The organism is Bradyrhizobium sp. CFUWI (assembly GCF_056429085.1).
This window is the reverse complement of sequence record NZ_JBWJZE010000010.1, coordinates 256,438-274,655: the sequence shown is the minus strand read 5'-3', so window position 1 is coordinate 274,655 and position 18,218 is coordinate 256,438. Positions and strand designations below refer to the sequence as shown.

Genomic DNA, 18,218 nt, shown 5'->3' with positions numbered 1-18,218 from the left:
CCACGCGCGGGCTGGCCGAAGGCGACGCCTGTCCTTACTTCCAGCGCCCATTCAGCACGCCAGCGCCATGCCGCCGGCAATGGAGACACATCGTCATGGCCAGCACACACGGGCTTTCACGCCGCGGATTTTGCCTTTGCTGCATCGGAGCAACCACGATGGCCGCAACTGGAGGCTGGCTAAGTCCGCGACAGTCCTTCGCCAAGGCACAGGGCATCGTAGACATGATCCGCGCCGACGCGGCGAGGGCCTCTATCAAAACCCACAAATTGCGCGGCAACGTTGCCATTCTGGAAGGATCGGGCGGCAACATCGCGGTGCTGACGGGGTCCGACGGTAAGCTGCTCGTTGACGCGGGCATCACGGCGACACGCCCGCGGATTGTGGAGGCCCTTTCCAGCCTCAACAATGCGCCGGTGAAGCATCTGATCAACACGCATTGGCATTTTGATCACGCCGACGGCAACGAATGGGTCAACGGTGAAGGAGCAACGATCCTCGCCCACGATAATACCCGCAAGAATCTCCTGGCTGCAGTACGCGTGGAGGATTGGGATTTCAACTTTCCCGCCGCACCGTCCTCCGCCATTCCGACCGAAACATTTTCCGACGAGACGATCGTCACATTGAAGGAGACGAAGGCAATCCTGAAGCATCATCCAAACGCACACACCGACGGCGACATCACCGTAACATTCGCAGAAGCGAACGTGCTGCATGCCGGCGATATTTATTGGAATGGCATCTATCCATTCATCGACTACTCCACCGGGGGGAGCATCGACGGCACGATCCGGGCGGTCGAGGCAATTCTTGCAACTACCGATGGCCAAGCAATCATCATCCCCGGGCACGGATATCCTGTAAGCAACAGGTCGGAACTCAGGGATTATCACGAAATGCTCGTCGCGATTCGCGATCGGATTTCCAAGCTCAAGAGTCAGAACCAAACTCTCGAGGAGATCATTGCGGCAAACCCAACGGCGCCTTTTGATCAGAAATGGGGTCGGTTCGTAATCACTCCAGCCTTCTTCACCAAGCTAGTTTACGAGGGGGTTTGACGTAGTGCAAAGGACTCGAGACAGGCATTCCTCCATTTCATGTCCGCTCTGGCCCGAAGGCGAAGGTCGGGTTCGCGTCCGGAACGTCTGCACTTGAGACCATGCCGGAAATGTCTTGGGATGCAGCCCGCTGAATACAAGACAGCCAGCCAGTGGTCTAAGCCTGAGGAAGTGCGATGTCGGTCATCTCACCGAGACGCCCGATGAGCTGATCCTGGAATCGAGGATCGACTGCCTCGCCGACCGGCTGCTCATCCGGAGATTATGCCAATACCGGCCGGTCACCATTGCAGCGGGATCGTCGCTGACCGCCAGCCAGGCCTGGGTTCGTTGCCCGGTCTCGATGTCGACCGGAGCGCCGGGTCCGCCCATCTTCGTACGCACCCAGCCGGGATCGACGGCATTGCTCAAATCGTCCGGCCAGCGCCGCGCCAACGCAAAAGCCAGCGCCACCGCGTGAAGCTTGCTTTCGGCGTAGGCCTTGGCTGGATCCCAGGTGCGCTTCGTCCAATCGAGGTCGGCGAGCGAGCCCTCGCTGCCGCAATGCAGGCCGCTGCTGAGGTAGATCAACCTGCCGGGCCGCTCGATCAGCGCCGTCAGGATGTATGGCGCCAGCGTGTTGATCGCGAGGACCCCGACGTGCCCCTCAGCTGTCGAGCCGCGACTTTGCTGCGTGCAGACAGCCGCGTTGTGGATGATCGCATCCATGCGACCGATGGCGTTGACCTGATCTGCGATGCTCCTGGTTTCAGCGGCGCTGCGGAGATCGCCGACGGCCACTCCCGCGGCCCGCGAAGCTAACCCGCTGAGGGACGCTGCGCGCTCTGCCGATCTGGCGTGCAGCACCACTCGATGGCCCTCGCCAAGGAGTGTCTCGGCCGCAGCGCGGCCCAGTCCATCGGTGCTGCCGGTGATGAAGACCAGCGCCATCAGGCCGACTTCCGCTGGGACCTCGCCGCCGGCTTCTTCGTCGCCGCCACTTTGGGCTGGCTGCCCCCGATCGGCATCAGCATTTCCTTCTGACCGCTCGATGCCTTGCGCGGCTTCTTGGCGGGTTTTTCCCCCGGCAGGAGAGGATGTCGATGCTGATGTTCAAGGATAGGCGACCGGCGATCCGGACGCTCAGCGGCTGGGCGATATCGGTGCTGCAGGAAGCCGGCGCCATCCGCGAATGCGAGGAGCACGGCTGGATGCACGACCGCGCCGACCCGCACGCCCGCGAGCGCGCCTCCGACATCGCTCGTCAAAACCCGCCGGCCGGCGTGTCCGCCGATGAGGCGGTCAAGGATATCCGGGACGTCATGGACTCGATCGGCGACACCTGTCTGGAGTGCCTGCCCAAGGCCGATTAGGCATCGCACTTGCTGAACTACGCGGTCAGGAAATCTTCAATCCGGATCGGTAGGGTGCGCACACGCTTGCCGGTCGCATGAAAGACGGCGTTGGCAATGGCGGGGGCGATACCGACGAGGGCAATTTCACCCAGACCCTTGACCCCAAGCGCATTGACGTGCGGGTCCGTCTCCTCGACGAAGTGCGCCTCGAGCTGGGGAATGTCGAGATTGACGGGCATCAGGTAGTCGGCCATGTGGGCGTTGACCGGACGACCGTCGCGCGTATCGAGGACGGTGCGCTCCATCAGCGCCATGCCAATGCCGCCGACCATGCCGCCGGTGCATTGGCTGCGGGCAAGGCGCGGGTTGACGACGCGGCCGATGCCATAGGCGCCCACCGCCCGGCGCACGCGGATCGTGCCGACGTCGGGATCGAAGGCGATCTCGACGAAGACCGCGCCGAAGGAATGCATCGAGTACCTCGCGGCGGCTTGAGGATCCCGCTGAGACGACGCTGTCGCGTCGATCGGTCGATCGTTCCGCCCTCTTGCGGCCTCCTCTCGCACGGCGATGCAGGCGGCGCGGATCGCGGAGCCGACCGAGGCCATGGTCCATGAACCGCCATGGGATGGTGCAGGCGGATAGTCCGAGCGGCCGAGGCTGAAGCGCACCCGCTCTACGGGGAGCTCGAGGCTCTCGGCGGCAACTTGCGTCATCGACGTATAGGTGCCCGGGCCCATGTCGCTGGCCGCGATCTCGACCTCGGCTGTCCCGTCCGGCAGCAGCCGCGCCCGCGCGGTCGCCGGCGCGTGAAAGGCCGGGTAGCTTGCGGAAGCAACGCCCATCCCGATCAGCAGCCGGCCGTCGCGCATCGAGCGCGGTTCGGGCGTACGCCGCGACCAGCCGAAACGTTCGGCGCCGAGATCGTAGCATTTCATCAGCGATCGGCTGGAGAAGGGCTTGTTTTCTCCCTCGTCGATCTCCGGCTCGTTGCGGCGCCGCAGATCGATAGGATCAAGGCGGAGCTTGTAGGCCAACTCGTCCATGGCACATTCGAGAGCGAACACCCCGCTGGCCTCTCCAGGACCACGCATGTGGTTTGGCGTCCCGGTATCGAGCGGCACCAGACGGTAGCGCGTCCGCACGTTGGGGGAGGAATACAGGAAGGTCGTGACCGAGGTCAGGGCCTCCATGAACTCCTCATAGCGGCTCGTCTCGCCCGTGCCTTCGTGGACCACGCTGGTGAGCTTGCCGTCCGCCGTGGCGCCGAGAGCGATCCTTTGCACCGTGCGCGGCCGATGCCCGGTCGTGAAGAACATCTGCTTGCGAGTCAGCACGAGCTTGACCGGACGCCCCACGTGCCGGGCGGCCATGGCCGCGAGCGTCACATGCGGCCAGGTTCTGAGCGAGGTGCCGAAGGCGCCGCCGATGAACGGGCAGATCACCGTCACGTTTTCGGGCGGCAGGCCGAAGATCGCCGCGATCTCGGCCTGCTCGTTGACGACGAACTGGCTTTTGCTCCAAAGCGTCAGACGATCGCCGTTCCAGGCGGCGATCGTTGCGTGCGGCTCCATCGGATTGTGGTTCTCGCGCGCGATGTCGTAGGTCTCGTCGACTTTCACCGGCGCGTCGGCGAGCTCGCGGTCGGCGCTGCCGCGCGCTTTGTCGGCCGGAAGCCGGGCGTCCGGCTCCTTCCCTGCCTCCGGCACGATGGCATGGGCTTCGGGACCGGCGGAATCAACGATTGGCCGCTCGGCATTGTAGGTGACGCGCAATGCGGCAGCGGCGCGCTCCGCCTGCGCGATGGTCGCGGCCACAACAACCGCCACCGGCTGGCCGTGGAAACGCACGCGCTCGTCCTGCAGCACATGCAGCCGCTCGCCCGTGGCCGGATCAATGTAGCTCTTGTGAGGCCCATACGCCAGGCGCGGCGCGTTGAGGTGCGAGAGAACGGCGAGAACGCCAGGCATCTTCTCGACCGCCGCGCTGTCGATGCCGGTCACGCGGCCGAGTCCCACGGTGGCGCTGACGATCACAGCATAGGCCTGGCCCCGCTGATTGAAATCGGCGGCGTACCGCGCGGCACCCGTGACCTTGGCGCGGCCATCCACGCGGGGCAGCGGCTGTCCGATGATGCCCATCGTCATGCGATTCCTCCCGTCATTTCGAAGGCGCGGACGATCGTCCGCGGCAGGAGTTCGAGTTTGTAGTGATTGCCGGACAGCGGACGGGCCCCTTCCAGCGCCGATCGGGCGGCCGCCTGAAACACCTGCCGATCCGGCACCTTGCCGATCAGAGCCGCTTCCACCGCGCGCAGTCGCCAGGGTCGGGTGCCGACCCCGCCAACCGCGAGCCGCGCGCCGCGGATCACGCCGTCCGCGACGTCCAGCGCCGCCGCCGCGGAGACCAGCGCGAATTCGTAGGACGCGCGGTCGCGCACCTTGAGATAGCGCGCCCGGCGGCTATCCGGCCCTCCGGGGACCCGCACCTCGACGATGAGCTCGCCAGGCAGCAGCGTGTGTTCGAGATGGGGAGTAGCGCCGGGCAACCGAAACAGCTCCTCGACCGGGAAAGTGCGCTCGCCCTTCGGACCCTTGACTCGCATCGTGGCGTCGAGCGCGACCAGCGCGACCGCGACGTCCGAAGGATGCGTCGCCACGCAGTGGTCGCTGGTCCCGAGAACGGCGTGGCCGGCATTGAGGCCATCGCGCGCGGCGCAACCGGAGCCAGGGTTGCGTTTGTTGCAGGCTGCGTCGAGCATCCGGAAATAGGGGCAGCGGACGCGCTGGAGCAGGTTGCCGCCGATCGAGGCCATGTTGCGCAATTGCGGCGAGGCGCCCTCGATCAGGCTCTCGGCGATCAGCGGGTGAAGGCGCTGGACATCGGGATGGGCAGCGACTTCGGCCATCCGCGCGAGCGCGCCGATGACGAGATCGGACCGGTCGATCCGGATATCTGACAGCGGAAGCGCATTGATGTCGACTAGCTGCTGCGGCTGCTCCACCTCGTCGCGCATGAGATCAATCAAAGTCGTGCCGCCGGCGATAAGGCGGCGTCCGGAGGATGCGGCGGCGATGGCGGCGTCGACGGAAGTCACCTTCTCGATCGTGAACGGGAGCATGGTCAGACCCTCTTGGCAGCGTCGACAACGGCGGCGACGATCCCTGGATAGGCCCCGCAGCGGCAGATGTTGCCGCTCATCCAGAACCGAATGTCGTCCGGCGAGCCCGCATGACCTTCGGCGATGCACCCGACGGCCGACATGATCTGCCCCGGGGTACAGAAGCCGCATTGCAAGCCGTCGTGCTCGACGAATGCGCTCTGGAGGGGGTGAAGCTCGCCATTCTTTTCGAGGCCCTCGATCGTCTCGACCTTGGCCCCGTCATGCATCGCTGCCAGCGTCAGACACGACACGACCCGCCTGCCGTTGAGCAGGATGGTGCAAGCGCCGCAGGCGCCCTGGTTGCACCCTTTCTTCGTGCCGGTAAGACCGAGGTCCTCGCGCAAGACGTCGAGCAAGGAATGCCGCGTATCCAGCTCAAGCTCGTGCCGCGTTCCGTTCACGGCCAGGCGAACCTTCGCCATCGTCGCAACTGGCTTGCTTTCGGATGCGGACTGCGCGGCAACTTGGGGCACGACCGCCAGGGAAGCCGCTCCCCCGGCAGTCAGCAGGACCGAACGGCGCGATACTCCTCCCTGAGTGCTTCCGGTCTCAGCAGCGCCGGCGATGAACGGCTCTTGGTTTGTCATGGTGGTCGGGATCCCCTCGGATGATCACGCGCAGTAGGCCATGATCCCAACGGACGCACCGTTCCGATCTTGCGGCGACTATCGCGGTCTTGCGCCGAATTGGTGCGGCGTCCCTAGAGTGCGCGGCGGAATGCGGATGGGGTTACTCCCACCCTTTTGCGGAAAGCCGCAGCGAAGGCCGATGGCGTCTCGTAACCGACCGCAAACCCGACCTCCGTGACGCTCAGCCTGGACCGGGCGAGAAGTTCGCGCGCCCGTTTCATTCGTTGCCCGGTCAACCATTCATGCGGGGTTTGGCCCGTCGATCGCCGAAACGCCGTGCAGAAGTGAAAGCGGCTAAGATCGACAAGCGCGGCAAGTTCGTCGAGCCCGATGTGGCGGTTCAGAAACTCGTCCATGAATGCGGTGACACGCTTCACCTGCCAACCGGCAAGCCCACCCTTTCTGTCCTGAGCAGGCAAACTGCCGAACGACGAGTGTTCCTGGACCAGCCGCAAGCACAGAAGGTCGATCGCCCGCTCCGCGAACAGACGCGACGATGCACTGTCCCGCTCCGCCTCCTGACTCAGGATTTCGAGCAACCCCGCGGCCGCGGGATCGGTGAAGGCCACGCGCGGCAGAAGTTCGATACGCCTTCCACCCGCGATCTCGTCGGCGCACGCCTGGAGGCGTTCCTGCGTGAGATAGACGTGCGAAACCACGACGGGACCTGCAATATTCCAGTGGCCGTCGACGCCTTGCGGAATGAGGGTGAACGCTTTCGGATTGGTCCTCGAGTCCAGGAGCTTGTTCTCGATGCGCCAGGATATCTGATGCTGTCCTTCGTAGCAGCCGACCGCGATGTGTCCGGTCACGCCGCGCATGTAATCCTCTTTCAGCCCACCATGCGCCCACTTCGGCGTCAGGCGCGCATCGCCCTGCAGAACCTCGGACAGCAAGATCGGCGGCTCATCCAGGATGCGCGCCATCTCGGCGGCCGCATCAGGACCGAGGAGTTCGGGCGGATTCTGTGCCGTGTTGCTTCGAGAGCGTAGGAATTGCTGGCCCAAACTGTCGACCTCTCGGAGCTGAGACGTGATTTAGTGATCGGGTTCCATTATGCAGAGGAAACCTCCGCAGCGCCACGACGGCAGCGCGCGACCCGACGTCGCTGCCTTCAATTTGGTCAGTCAGTCATCGATCGCGGCGTGCGGTTCGCGAAGATTTTAGGCTCACGCCGATTTCCGCTGCGGTCTGGCCGTCGGCTTCTTCCCCGCGGGCTCCTTCGCCGCCTTCTTGCCGGCGATCGACATCAGCAGCTCTTTCTGACCGGCTGACTTCGGCTTCTTCGCCTTCTTGGCCGGCTTCTTCGGAGCCTTACTCTCGGCCGCCGCGCCTCCCACGCTCCGCCGCAGGGCCTCCATCAGGTGGACCACGTTCTCTCCGCGGGGACGCTCCTTCGGCACGATCGGCTTGCCTGCCCGCTTCTGGTTGATCAGTTCGACCAGGGCGCGTTCGTACTGGTCTTCGAATTTTCGGGCTCGAAGGTTCCGGATTTCTGGTCGACGATGTGCCGGGCCAGATCAAGCATATCTTTGGTGACTTTGACGTCTCAGTTTATCTCGAAGTCTGAGCGCGAGCGAGCCCGCCTAATTACAGAAGCCCGCGCAATGTATGACAGCATCTTCCCGCCGGCTCACTCAGTCAGCGTACAGGTGGACAAGGCACCCGTTGGTCTTCCGTTCGGCAGACAGCTGGTCTCACTCGGTGATGGAGAGTGAAATGACAACGACAACACGCGTTTTGACAAATGCGCGCACGCAAGCGGAACTAACGCCGAATCTTTCGGGCTATTATCTCGCTCGGGCCATCGTTGCTGCGGCGTGGGCCGCAGCCGCGGTTGCGATCGGCGGTGCAAATACCGTAGCCGCGGCGCTGCTGCTAGTCAGCTATCCTGCTTGGGACGCGTTTGCGACTTGGTTTGATGTTCGCAACAGCGGTGGTCTCAGAGCGAACCAAACACAGGCGCTTAATGTCGCAGTGAGTCTCGTCGCCGCGCTCGCAGTGGCCGTCGCTTTGCAGTTAAGCATGCATGTAGTGCTCGCGGTCTTCGGGATCTGGGCAATCGCCGCGGGATTGGCTCAACTGGTCACCGGCGTTCGTCGCTGGCGCACGTTCGGTGCGCAGTGTGCAATGATCCTGAGCGGGGCGCAGTCAATGCTTGCCGGCGTGTTCTTTGTCACGCAATCGAGTCTCGCTAAGGTTCCGACGATTTTGGATGTAGCACCCTACGCGGCCTTTGGTGCGTTTTACTTCCTGGTCTCTGCCGCATTGTTGATGTTCGCAAATCTGCGGCGAAGCGCCTGACTTTTGCGTCGCTTTCGCGCGGCGCGCCTAACAAGCCCCAGAGAACTCGCTCATCGAGCTAGCCAACCCTTGAGACGAGCGGACAGGCCGAACCGCTAAAAGCGCTTTCATTGCCGATACCCAAGCCGCTTCACAATCCTCACTAGGCTCGAGAGGTTTTTGTTTCGCTCATCTGGTCGAGGCTCGAAATCGTATGATATGCGTCCAGCCGGCAGATAAAACAGCGCGATAACCGCACCGCCCCTGACCTCGGGATAATGCCTGCTGCCCGGATCGGGTGCCGTCCAGCCCGGTCCCCGCCACCCCTGCAACCCCTTCAACTCCGCGCCCTTGTTCAAGGGCACCACAAGGTTGAGCTCGCCATAGGGATGGCCATGATACTGTCCGCGCAGCACGTCGTGTTCGTGCTCATCCTTGAAGCGGCGCGGATCGCCGCTGTTCATGTAAACAGCGGTGATGCTGAACTGGAACGTTTCGTGGGTCGGCTCCATGATCCGACTGCGCCGGTAGTTCGGGCCGTCCACTTCCTGGTTTGCCGCCCATCCCTCCTCGACCCCGATCTTGGTCAGACGAGCGAGGTCCTGGTAGAGCGCGCTATCTTCACCATATGTCTCGTTAAGCCATCGTTCCATCTTGGCTCCGGGTGTCATGTCCTTGACTTCCCGGAGAAACGGAATGCTACGCTGGATCAGTTCTTCCCGGCTTCCCATCGCGGTCTCCTCTTCGACTAGGTATTACAACTCGAATCGATCGGGCTCTGCGAAAGCCCACGCTGCTCGCCGCCGCGGGTCACGGCTTCTTCTTCAGGACCGGACATCCTCTTACGGTTGGTGCTGCATCTTCCTCCCTGGCTCGCGGCAACGGGGGGTCAGTTTGGCCAAGCTGAGCCAAGGATGATTGAGCAGAAGTTCTGACGGACATAGTTCATGTCCTTCAGCGCCAGGACATCAGCCTTCACATTCCCGAACGTCGTCAGCGGCTTCTTGATGATGCCGCGAGCGAAGTGATCTATGATGTTCTCCTTGAAGTTCGTCTCGCGCTGATGATGGACGCAGACATGCTCACGCTGTTCATGCGTGAAGTCGTAATAGGCGATGCCGAGCACATCCATCTCCACACCCGCGGTCACCAGCGCGATGGTTGGGCGCATATGCTCGGGGATTCCGGGCGTGGTATGGAGTGCGATCGCGGTCCAGACATCCTCGATGTCGCGTTCCGGCACGCCGTAGCTTTTCATGAATTTGCGGGCGGCATTGGCGCCGTCGACCTCGAAGCGCAGATCGGGGCTCGAGTATTTCTCGGTGAGGCCCATATCGTGGAACATCGCGCCGAGGTAAAGCAGCTCCGGGTCGTATTTCAGCTCGCGGCGCTCACCCGTGAGTGCGCCCCACAGGAAAACACGGCGACTGTGATTGTAGAGCAGGTCGTCTTCGGTATCGCGCACGAGCTGCGTGGCTGCGCGCGCGATGGCGCTGTCTGGCACGCGGATGCCGGCGATGATCTCAGACATGGAGCAATCTCCTCGTTTGAGTAATGGGCTGGTTGCTTGTCGTATTAGGCAACACTGCCCTGCTCCGGACAACGAACGGGATGCTACGGATCAGGACAGCCGTCCGTCGTTTCCTGACAAGAGGCTCGTTGGCGCCCTCGCACTAGCAGGAGACAGCGCTTTCGTGTTTAGCTCGCGATCTATTCCGACTGCGCCCGTCGGAAGCTAGCGCGATATTGGACAGGGGTTACGCCAAGACGGGCGCTGAAGACAATTCTCATCCGGTCAGCCGACCCGAAGCCGCAATCGAAGGCAATGGCCTTCAGCGGCCGGTCGCTTGCTTCCAGCATCATGCGCGCGGCATCAACGCGGGCGCGCTCGACGAATTCATGCGGTGTGGTCCCGGTCACCTGCCCGAAATGTCGGGCCAGATTCCGTGGGCTCATGCCGACCACAGCGGCAAGCGACTCCAATGTGTGGCGATCCCCAATATTCGCCATGACATGGTCCTGGATGCGTGCGATTGGCGATTCCGGATCAGCAGGCGCCGTGAGATAGGGACTGAACTGCGACTGGCCGCCCTGGCGCTGCGCAACCACGACCAGCCGCTTGGCGACCTTGAGAGCCGTTTCCGCGCCGTGCCGCTGCCCGACGAGCGCCAAGCCCAGATCTATCCCCGCAGTCACACCAGCCGCGGTGATCAACCGTCCATCGCGGACATAGATCAGATCCGGTTCGACTTTTGCCTTCGGAAACCTGGCCGCCAGTGCCTGTGCATCCTGCCAATGGGTTGTGACACGCCGATCGTCGAGAAGGCCGGCATAGCCGAGCACAAAAGCCCCTGTGCAGATCGATCCATAGACGCTCGAGCGCCACGGCAGCTCCTTGACCCACTGAAGCAGGCAGGGTTCGGGCTCCGCTTCCGGTGGCGTTGGAGTGCCGGCCACCAGAACGATGTCGAAGCCGCCCGCCGCCTCATCGAAGGTCAGGTCGGCGACCATGCGTATGCCGTTCGACGCGCGCAGCGGATTGCGGTGAGCAGCAACCAACACGGCTTCGTAGCGGTCCGCGCTGCCGAGAAACGTATTCGCCTCGCTGAACACATCCATCGGCCCCGCCACGTCCAAGGCCTGGACCCCCTCACAGACGACGATGGCGACAGCCTGTACCGGCACCTATTACTGCCTCTCCACTCTGGAGCCTTATTATGCAGGTACTCCGGCCCCCGCAAAAGGCCTACCGCAATCCGGAGGCAACAGAACGAACATTCGTCTACCCCGGATCACCCAGGGGCTGTGGACTTCAATTGGTCAATTTTGCCCTCCCGGCGGCCAACCAAGCGGCCCATGCAGGTCAAAAAAGAAAAACGGGCGAATTTGTCGCGCTGTCATTGTGGTCCCGGCGCCTTGTCTGGCGTCGTTAAGGGCTCGTCCTTGGAATCCACAACGAAGACCGCCAGTAAGCTGGCGGACTCCTTGTCACTCGCGTTCTCACTCACCCTGTGATGCGAACCGGGCATTTCGTAAAAGCTTTCGCCTGCGTGATAGATCTTCGCGGGTTCGTCGCCGACTTGACTTCGAATGGCGCCGGACAGCACATAGGCGTAGATAAATGCCGACGCTGCGTGGTGATGAGCGAGCGATTTGGCTCCGGGAGGATAAGTCACCGTCACAGCAACCAGCCTCTTTCCTTCGACATTCGGCAGTGCGTGCGCGAAGGCGACTTTCACCTGCTCCCGGCCCTGCGCGATCGCCGGCGAGGCTCCCAAGGCGATCGCTGCTGCTATCAGCGGGACGGCGGCCGTTCTCAGTGCTTTTCTCGCTGCTTTTGCCGACATAGCTCGAGGGTTTGATACAGCACCAATCCGATGGGCAAATCCACTGATCGACATCATCGCACCTCCTCTTTTAACGATCTACGCAACTGCTTGAAACCAGAACGCAGAGCCGAACCGATGGTCATGGTGAAGCTTCCGATGAGAAGCCAGACGCCGCCATCACCTTCGGCCTGATGTGCCGCTGCCGCTGAGCAGCGCCGACGGCGGAGCTGCCAGAGCGAGTCCCGCAGCTACCCAGCCGAGCCGCTCCACCGCGCCGTGAGCAATGACCACAGCGCCCGCCGCGGCACCCATCGCGCTGTCAAGCATGCGCCGAGGGTTAGGCAGATGAGGGAGGCCAGCGAGTCGGCGCTGGTAGCTTGCGCGCGATCGGGGTTGAGCTCGCAGAGCACAGGATAGGTCCTAGTCATGATGGTGAGCCTTGTGCTGGGAATCCGGGAAGGGCGAAGCAGCGATGAGATCGCAGGCGTTGGGGCTCTTGAACCCCGGGATGAAACGTTCGCAGACGGCGGCGTTGACGGTGCCATACGTCGTCGCTGGCTTGTGCGCAAAACCGGCGAAATACTCCTGAATGAAGCCCTCTTTGAAATTTGTGCGCGGGTACTTGGCGACGATTTCCTCGCGCAGCTCCGCGGGAAATTGGTCGAACCCCACCCCGATGACATCGAGAAGCACACCGGAATTGAGGAGCGCGACTTCGGGACTCATGTACTTCGGGATGCCGGGGGTGGTGTGCAGCGCGATTGCTTCCCAAACGGTTTGGACCTGATCTTCAGCGATGTTGTGGGTGCTCAGAAACTGCCGTGCGGCATTTGCGCCATCGACCTCGAAGCGCTCGTCCGGGCTCGAGAACTTCTTGATGAGACCGAGATCGTGAAAAGCGGCAGCTACGTAGAGGAGTTCGGTATCGAACCGCAGCTTCCTCTGCCGACCCTGCTCAGCTGCGAACAGGTAGACCCGGACGGAGTGATTGAAGAGCAGATCGGTGGAATGTTCGCGCAGGATCTCGGTAGCCTCTTTCGCGAGCAGAGAATCGGGAATGATGAGGGCGTTGGAGAAATTCGGCGTGGTCATGATTGCGACCTTTCGATAGTTGCTGTCGTGTTTGGCTGCGGATTTGGGGCAAGCTCCGGAAGGTTTAGCCGATCAACTCGCTCCGACGTCGAGCACGATCTTTCCTTTCGGCTGAGGCCGTAAGTGCTCCAGCATGAGATGAGCCTCGCGCGCATCCGCGAGGGGTAAGACTGCCCCTACCTTTGTTCGCAGTTTCCCGCCGTCGATGAGGCGGGCGATCTCCCTCAGATACCGATTCGTGACGTTGACCAGAAAGAAGCTGGCTTCAACATCATGGCGCTTTGCGAGATTCTGATCCGGGCGGGACACTGCGGAGATCAGCTTGCCGCCGCGATGAAGTACCTGGAACGAGCCGGTTTGGGTTTCGCCCCCGACCAGATCAATGACAGCGTCCGCGTTCTGAACTTCTTCCTCGAAACGCTGCATCCGGTAGTCGATCACCGTGTTTGCGCCGAGGTTGCGCACCGCGGAAATATCGCCCGTCGATGCGGTTGCGACAGTTTGCAGACCCGCATGATGGGCCAGTTGAACCGCATAGGATCCAACGTTGCCGGCCGCGCCGTGAATGACGACCGTTTGACCTGCTTTGAGTTGGGCGTGATCAAACAGCGCCTGCCAAGCCGTCACGGCAACGACAGGAACGGACGAGGCTTCAACGTGGGTTAGCGAGGTTGGCCTAGTCGAAACCATCCCTGCGGACGCCACAGCGTACTCGGCGTAGGCCCCGACAAATCGCGGGTTCGTGACGCCGTAGACCTGATCCCCCAGCCGTAACTCGGCAACGGCGGGGCCCGCGGCAACGATTTCACCGGACAGATCCGAACCCAGGGTGAGCGGTAGCGGTTGCGGCAAAGCGCTCTTCCCAGCTCTGATCCAGCCGTCCCATGGTCCGACCCCGGCGGCTTTGACTTTGACCAGGACCTCGCCAGGGCCGGGCCATGGCCGCGGAATGCGCTCGAACTTCATGATCTCTGGTGACCCAAACTCATGAACGCGCCAGGCCATCATTGTTGAAAGAGTTTGCTCTTCGCTAGCGTCAGAAATGATGCTGCTGGGACCCATCTGAGGCTCCTTGAACTTGGCTTCACTCGTTTATGGAGACTTCTCGGCAGCGCCGGCTGGGTTGCTTACTCTGCCGACCTAATCGAAGCAGCCCACGTCCCGCTCAGTAGCGACACTCGGTGACGAACTTCCTCACGAGGATTCCACCTCTTTCGGGAAGCGGACTTCGTCATTTGCGTTCGTCTCGACCAAAGGCGCCAGGAATCGCATGGATCGTTCTCCAGTCATGACGGCCTTGCCCCGTATGTGGCCACGGCCCTCTGGTTTGGGCAACGAAGCCCATCCTGCGGATCAGGACAGCCGCACGTCATTTCCTGACAAGATCAGCGCTACAGCCTGTCGAACACCGATCCCATCCGGGGACTGAACAATCGGTCATATGTCTTCAGCAGGAAGTCGTCGGTCATTCCTGCAACGTAGTCGCAGATCACGCGCACGTCTTCTTTCAAAGCATAACGAGCATATACGTCCGAAGGAAGGAGTTGTTTAGGATCCGACTGAAACGCTTCGAAGACCGAGACTACAAGCTTCTGTCCCTTGTACTCTAAGTGCTGGACGTTCGCGCTAAAGATGACTTTCTTTTCGATGAGATCCTGCAAAGCATCCAGGAATTTGCGTTGCGGTGCTTTGATATGCGCGCGATATCGGATCAAAGGTTCGACGAACTGTCCGAGCGCCACGATCTCGATGTTCGTCACGAAGTGATGCACTAGGCGACCGATGAAGCGCTTGCGCCAATTACCGCCGGAGAACAGCTTCGAGACGAAATAGCCGTATACATCGTTGCCGCATTCCTTGTCGTATTTGAGCTTCAAGGACTCCAAAAACGGCGCGCTCGCCTCCTCGCTCACGTGCTCGCGGAAGTCCCGCTCGTCGACGAGCCCGAGCGCGACCGCATCCTCGAGGTCGTGAACACCGTAGGCGATATCGTCCGACTGATCCATGATGCTGCAATCAAACGACTTATGCCGCGCCTTGCCGTGCTTACCCGGCATAGGATCGAACTCTTGAAACAACATGCGATCGCCAGGCGGCAACGGATCGAGGATCCAGTCGACCACGTCTTTTTCCGAATCGAAGTAGCATTTGGGCGGCTTGCAGCTGCTCCGGTCGAGAATCCGGATCGAAGTCGCCCGCTCGTCGAGACTGGGCTTTATCTCACCGTTCGAAGCCTGCGAAAACCGCACGGGGTATTTGAGGATGGCAAGCAAGGATCGGCGCGTGAGGTCGGCTCCCTGCTCCTGCGAGAAGTTCTCTAGCTTCGCAAGGATTCGCAGAGTCTGCCCATTACCTTCGAAGCCGCCGGCGCTTCGCATGCAGTAGTTCAGCGCCACTTCACCACCGTGTCCGAAGGGAGGGTGGCCCAGGTCGTGGGAGAAGCCCGAAGCTTGGATTAGGCTCAGGGGCGGTAGATACGGGATGGCCGGGTGATCGGGATATGTCTTAGCGAGCTGACGGCTGACCCCTCCGGCGATCTGAGCGACCTCAAGCGAATGGGTCAGTCGGGTGCGGTAGAAATCGCTGTCGCCGAGATTGAGGATCTGGGTCTTGCCTTGCAGTCGGCGGAAGGATCCGGAATGGACGACCCGCCCATAGTCGATGTCGAACTCGCCTCTGGCGTCCTCCTGTTGCTGCCCCCAAGCACTGCGGCGCGCCGACCAAACGTCAGTCATGATTCACCTTCCAGGACCTACCGAACTCGACTTTTCGGACACACTCCCTGTAGGAGGTAAATCGCGCTTCTGCCAAGTCTCTGAAGTGAAGAGCTTTTATCCGCGCAGATCGGGGCAAGCGGCTGAATTAGGTGGTACCGTACGTGGTACGAAACTTTTCGGGAGATGTGAGAATGACGAAAAAGGCTTATTTTCATTGGTAGCGGGGGAGGGACTCGAACCCCCGACCCCAGGATTATGATTCCTGAATTCTCAGTTGCAGCAGCGACATTTCGAATCGTGGCCGCCTACGCCGCCCGAATCCCCCATGACGGCAGTCTAATCCTTCGGCCGTAACTTTCGTCGGCGCCCGCGCTCCGCTCAAGGATTCGAATGCTTGGTTCGCCTCCGCACACAGAAGGGAGGGTAAGCCTCTTCTTCGTGACCCACGCGTGACCCCAATCGGCGCAGCCAATGAGCGTCCGCCGGGTGGTCTTACAAATTATTGATTCGTATTAGATTTTGGTGGGCGCACCAGGGCTCGAACCTGGGACCCGCTGATTAAGAGTCAGCTGCTCTACCAACTGAGCTATGCGCCCGAAAGGCCGGTCAAAGCCCCTGCGAGGCCGGTCGTTTAGCAAAGCGATCCGGGTCTGGCAAGCGATCGGTCGCAAGTTTTCCAAGGTTCTTCTACAGCTCCGGAAAAGCGAAAAGCCGCTGGATTCCAGCGGCTTCGCCAAGGTTAATCCCGGGGCTGACCCCGGCAAGACCCGCCTCGTTCAGAGCCTGCCCTCGCGGTCGCGGCCTTCGCCGCCGTCGCGGTCATGGTGGTCCATGCCGTGCCCCATCATGCGGTCCATGCCGCGCTCCATGAAGCGGCGGTGCCGCGGGCCGTCGTCGCCGCCGCCGAACGGGCCGCGGTGGCGGGTCAGCACGGCGAGGCGCCGCTTCTGGCCCTCGTCCAGGGTCTTGTAGAGCGGATCGGCGGCGTCGGCGATCTTCTTCAGGGCCGCCGACGTCGCGCCCATGTCCTCGGCACGCTGGCGCAGACGGGCGACCGGATCTTCCGGCCTGTCGGCGTCCTTGCCGGCATCGCCGGGGCCGGCATTCATCCGCGCATTGGCGCGGTCGAGACGCAGCTTGGCGAAGTCGCGCACGGCAGCCTCGACCGGCGGCCACAGCTTCTCCTGATCGGCGTTGAGCTTCAGCCCGGCATGGACGGCGGCGATCCGCGCGTCGACGAGGGCGGCGCGATCCTCGGGGTTCATGCGCATGTGGCGGACGTGCTCCATCCACGGGCGATGGTATTGGGCGTAGACCGCGCCTGAGCCGGCGATGCTGAGCACGGCGATGGCGGCGATGGTGAACTTCTTCATCCGAACCTCCTCTGGAAGGACGTCCGTGAGGATGGGCGCGGTGCGACTGACGCGCAACTTACAAGTTGGACAGGGAGCGCGTCCTTACCAAGATGTAACGCGCGATTTTACCTCCGCAATCGGAATCGTTCGCAACAAAAAGGCTTCCGTGCAGACCGCACGGAAGCCTTGGTTCATCGTTCGGATCGATCAGTTCGTCGCGCTCTTGGCCTCTTTGAGGAATTCGTCGATCAGCGGCTGACCGATGCGGCTCGCGGCATCCTTGTAGACCGGCTCCATGGCCTTGCGCATCGCCTCGTTTTGCTCCGCCGTGAGCTTGATGATCTCGCTCTTGCCGCTCTTCTTGATTTCGGCGAGCGCGTCGTCGTTCTCCTTCTGCGACTGCGTGTTGCCGAATTCGGTTGCTTCCTTCATCGCCTTGGTGAGCTGGTCGCGGATGTCGGCCGGCAGATCGTCCCAGAACTTCTTGTTCACGATCACGACGTAGCCGATATAGCCGTGGTTGGTTTCGGTGATGTACTTCTGCACCTCGTGCATCTTCTGGGTGTAGATGTTCGACCAGGTGTTCTCCTGGCCGTCGACCACGCCGGTCTGCAGCGCCTGATAGACTTCCGAGAACGCCATCACCTGCGGCAGCGAGCCGAGCGCCTTGAACTGGGCCTGGATCACGCGAGAGGATTGGATGCGGAATTTGACGCCCTGATAGTCGGCGGGCGTGATCAGCTTCTTGTTCGCGCTCATCTGCTTGAAGCCGTTGTCCCAATAGGCAAGGCCGGTGATGCCCTTGGCATCCAGCAGCTTGAGCAGCCGCGTGCCGAGCGGCCCTTCCGTCACCTTCCGCAGCGTCTTGATGTCGGGCAGGATGTAGGGCAGATCGAACACCTCGAACTCGCGGATGCCGAGCGGTCCGAACTTGGAGTTGGAAGGCGCCAGCATCTGCACGCTGCCGAGCTGGAGCGCCTCGAGCTCTTCCTTGTCCTTGTACAGCGTCGAGTTCGGGTAGACCTCGACCTTGACCTTGCCGGCGGTGTATTTCTCGGCCAGCTCCTTGAACTTCTCCGCCCCCTTGCCCTTCGGCGTGTCGGTGGCGACGACGTGGCTGAACTTGATGATGATTGGCGATTGGGCCGATGCCGGCCCGGCCAGCCCGAGTGCCAATGCCGCGATGGACGCGGCGATCGCGAAGGTGCGCATAATCTCTCCCTGCTGTTATTTGGGCCGCCCGGCGTGCGGAGCG

18 protein-coding genes, 2 tRNA genes and 2 pseudogenes are annotated in these 18,218 nt (G+C 62.0%); 5 read left to right on the top strand and 17 right to left on the bottom strand.

Features of this window, described 5'->3' with window-relative positions:
• The first annotated feature begins 95 nt into the window (after positions 1 to 95).
• Complete coding sequence (locus AC066S_RS23150) at positions 96 to 1,061, top strand: MBL fold metallo-hydrolase (RefSeq protein WP_135168512.1); 966 nt, start codon at positions 96 to 98, stop codon at positions 1,059 to 1,061.
• 157 nt (positions 1,062 to 1,218) lie between these two features.
• On the opposite strand, the pseudogene AC066S_RS23145 reads toward AC066S_RS23150, so the two are convergent.
• Positions 1,219 to 1,991: pseudogene (locus AC066S_RS23145) on the bottom strand (SDR family NAD(P)-dependent oxidoreductase).
• On the opposite strand from AC066S_RS23145, the gene AC066S_RS23140 reads away from it, so the two are divergent.
• Both AC066S_RS23140 and AC066S_RS23135 read left to right on the top strand, forming a co-directional pair.
• The gene (locus tag AC066S_RS23140; protein ID WP_209311841.1) at positions 1,914 to 2,084 is read left to right on the top strand and encodes a hypothetical protein; all 171 of its coding nucleotides are present in this window, start codon (positions 1,914 to 1,916) and stop codon (positions 2,082 to 2,084) included. The pseudogene AC066S_RS23145 and the gene AC066S_RS23140 overlap by 78 nt on opposite strands.
• Before the next feature lie 59 nt (positions 2,085 to 2,143).
• Positions 2,144 to 2,413 carry a hypothetical protein gene (locus tag AC066S_RS23135; protein ID WP_135168514.1) on the top strand — a complete coding sequence of 90 codons (270 nt, stop codon included), beginning with the start codon at positions 2,144 to 2,146 and terminating at the stop codon, positions 2,411 to 2,413.
• Positions 2,414 to 2,430: 17 nt separating this feature from the next.
• Here AC066S_RS23135 and AC066S_RS23130 read toward each other — a convergent pair whose 3' ends face one another.
• The 5 genes and pseudogenes from AC066S_RS23130 to AC066S_RS23110 form a co-directional block, all read right to left on the bottom strand.
• Positions 2,431 to 4,542, bottom strand: coding sequence for a xanthine dehydrogenase family protein molybdopterin-binding subunit (locus AC066S_RS23130; protein ID WP_135168515.1), 2,112 nt, complete (start codon positions 4,540 to 4,542; stop codon positions 2,431 to 2,433).
• The gene (locus AC066S_RS23125) at positions 4,539 to 5,516 is read right to left on the bottom strand and encodes an FAD binding domain-containing protein (protein ID WP_478270685.1); all 978 of its coding nucleotides are present in this window, start codon (positions 5,514 to 5,516) and stop codon (positions 4,539 to 4,541) included. The genes AC066S_RS23130 and AC066S_RS23125 overlap by 4 nt, the downstream gene beginning before the upstream one ends.
• A gap of 2 nt (positions 5,517 to 5,518) precedes the next feature.
• A complete protein-coding gene (locus tag AC066S_RS23120) occupies positions 5,519 to 6,145 on the bottom strand; it encodes a (2Fe-2S)-binding protein (protein ID WP_135168517.1) in 627 nt (208 codons plus the stop codon).
• Between the two features lie 113 nt (positions 6,146 to 6,258).
• A complete protein-coding gene (locus AC066S_RS23115; RefSeq protein WP_235885036.1) occupies positions 6,259 to 7,194 on the bottom strand; it encodes a helix-turn-helix domain-containing protein in 936 nt (311 codons plus the stop codon).
• A gap of 162 nt (positions 7,195 to 7,356) precedes the next feature.
• Positions 7,357 to 7,736, bottom strand: a pseudogene (locus AC066S_RS23110) (non-homologous end joining protein Ku); the annotation flags it as partial.
• Here AC066S_RS23110 and AC066S_RS23105 point away from each other — a divergent pair.
• Together AC066S_RS23105 and AC066S_RS23100 are read left to right on the top strand one after the other, a co-directional pair.
• Positions 7,693 to 7,905, top strand: a complete 213-nt coding sequence (locus tag AC066S_RS23105) for a hypothetical protein (protein WP_135168518.1) — start codon at positions 7,693 to 7,695, stop codon at positions 7,903 to 7,905. The pseudogene AC066S_RS23110 and the gene AC066S_RS23105 overlap by 44 nt on opposite strands.
• Position 7,906: 1 nt before the next feature.
• The gene (locus tag AC066S_RS23100; RefSeq protein WP_135168519.1) at positions 7,907 to 8,491 is read left to right on the top strand and encodes a DUF308 domain-containing protein; all 585 of its coding nucleotides are present in this window, start codon (positions 7,907 to 7,909) and stop codon (positions 8,489 to 8,491) included.
• A gap of 107 nt (positions 8,492 to 8,598) precedes the next feature.
• Here the strand turns inward: AC066S_RS23100 and AC066S_RS23095 are convergent, their stop codons facing one another.
• From AC066S_RS23095 to AC066S_RS23045, 11 genes are all read right to left on the bottom strand, one after another.
• Positions 8,599 to 9,201 carry a 4-hydroxylaminobenzoate lyase gene (locus AC066S_RS23095; protein ID WP_135168520.1) on the bottom strand — a complete coding sequence of 201 codons (603 nt, stop codon included), beginning with the start codon at positions 9,199 to 9,201 and terminating at the stop codon, positions 8,599 to 8,601.
• Positions 9,202 to 9,359: 158 nt separating this feature from the next.
• A complete protein-coding gene (locus AC066S_RS23090; RefSeq protein ID WP_135168521.1) occupies positions 9,360 to 10,001 on the bottom strand; it encodes an HD domain-containing protein in 642 nt (213 codons plus the stop codon).
• 179 nt (positions 10,002 to 10,180) lie between these two features.
• Positions 10,181 to 11,155, bottom strand: coding sequence for a GlxA family transcriptional regulator (locus AC066S_RS23085; RefSeq protein ID WP_135168522.1), 975 nt, complete (start codon positions 11,153 to 11,155; stop codon positions 10,181 to 10,183).
• A 212-nt stretch (positions 11,156 to 11,367) separates the two neighbouring features.
• Positions 11,368 to 11,790, bottom strand: a complete 423-nt coding sequence (locus tag AC066S_RS23080) for a cupin domain-containing protein (protein ID WP_167767413.1) — start codon at positions 11,788 to 11,790, stop codon at positions 11,368 to 11,370.
• A 429-nt stretch (positions 11,791 to 12,219) separates the two neighbouring features.
• Positions 12,220 to 12,891 carry an HD domain-containing protein gene (locus AC066S_RS23075; RefSeq protein ID WP_135168524.1) on the bottom strand — a complete coding sequence of 224 codons (672 nt, stop codon included), beginning with the start codon at positions 12,889 to 12,891 and terminating at the stop codon, positions 12,220 to 12,222.
• Positions 12,892 to 12,963: 72 nt separating this feature from the next.
• Entirely contained in the window at positions 12,964 to 13,953 is a 990-nt protein-coding gene (locus tag AC066S_RS23070) for an NADP-dependent oxidoreductase (RefSeq protein WP_135168525.1), read from the bottom strand.
• A 329-nt stretch (positions 13,954 to 14,282) separates the two neighbouring features.
• Positions 14,283 to 15,626, bottom strand: coding sequence for an anti-phage deoxyguanosine triphosphatase (locus AC066S_RS23065; RefSeq protein ID WP_135168526.1), 1,344 nt, complete (start codon positions 15,624 to 15,626; stop codon positions 14,283 to 14,285).
• A 197-nt stretch (positions 15,627 to 15,823) separates the two neighbouring features.
• Positions 15,824 to 15,923 (bottom strand) — tRNA-Ser (locus AC066S_RS23060).
• Between the two features lie 205 nt (positions 15,924 to 16,128).
• Positions 16,129 to 16,204: transfer RNA gene (locus AC066S_RS23055), tRNA-Lys, on the bottom strand.
• A 180-nt stretch (positions 16,205 to 16,384) separates the two neighbouring features.
• Positions 16,385 to 16,981 (bottom strand): Spy/CpxP family protein refolding chaperone, encoded by a 597-nt coding sequence (locus AC066S_RS23050; protein ID WP_478270684.1) that lies wholly within the window; start codon positions 16,979 to 16,981, stop codon positions 16,385 to 16,387.
• Positions 16,982 to 17,170: 189 nt separating this feature from the next.
• Complete coding sequence (locus AC066S_RS23045; protein ID WP_126255385.1) at positions 17,171 to 18,175, bottom strand: TRAP transporter substrate-binding protein; 1,005 nt, start codon at positions 18,173 to 18,175, stop codon at positions 17,171 to 17,173.
• Positions 18,176 to 18,218 lie beyond the last annotated feature (43 nt).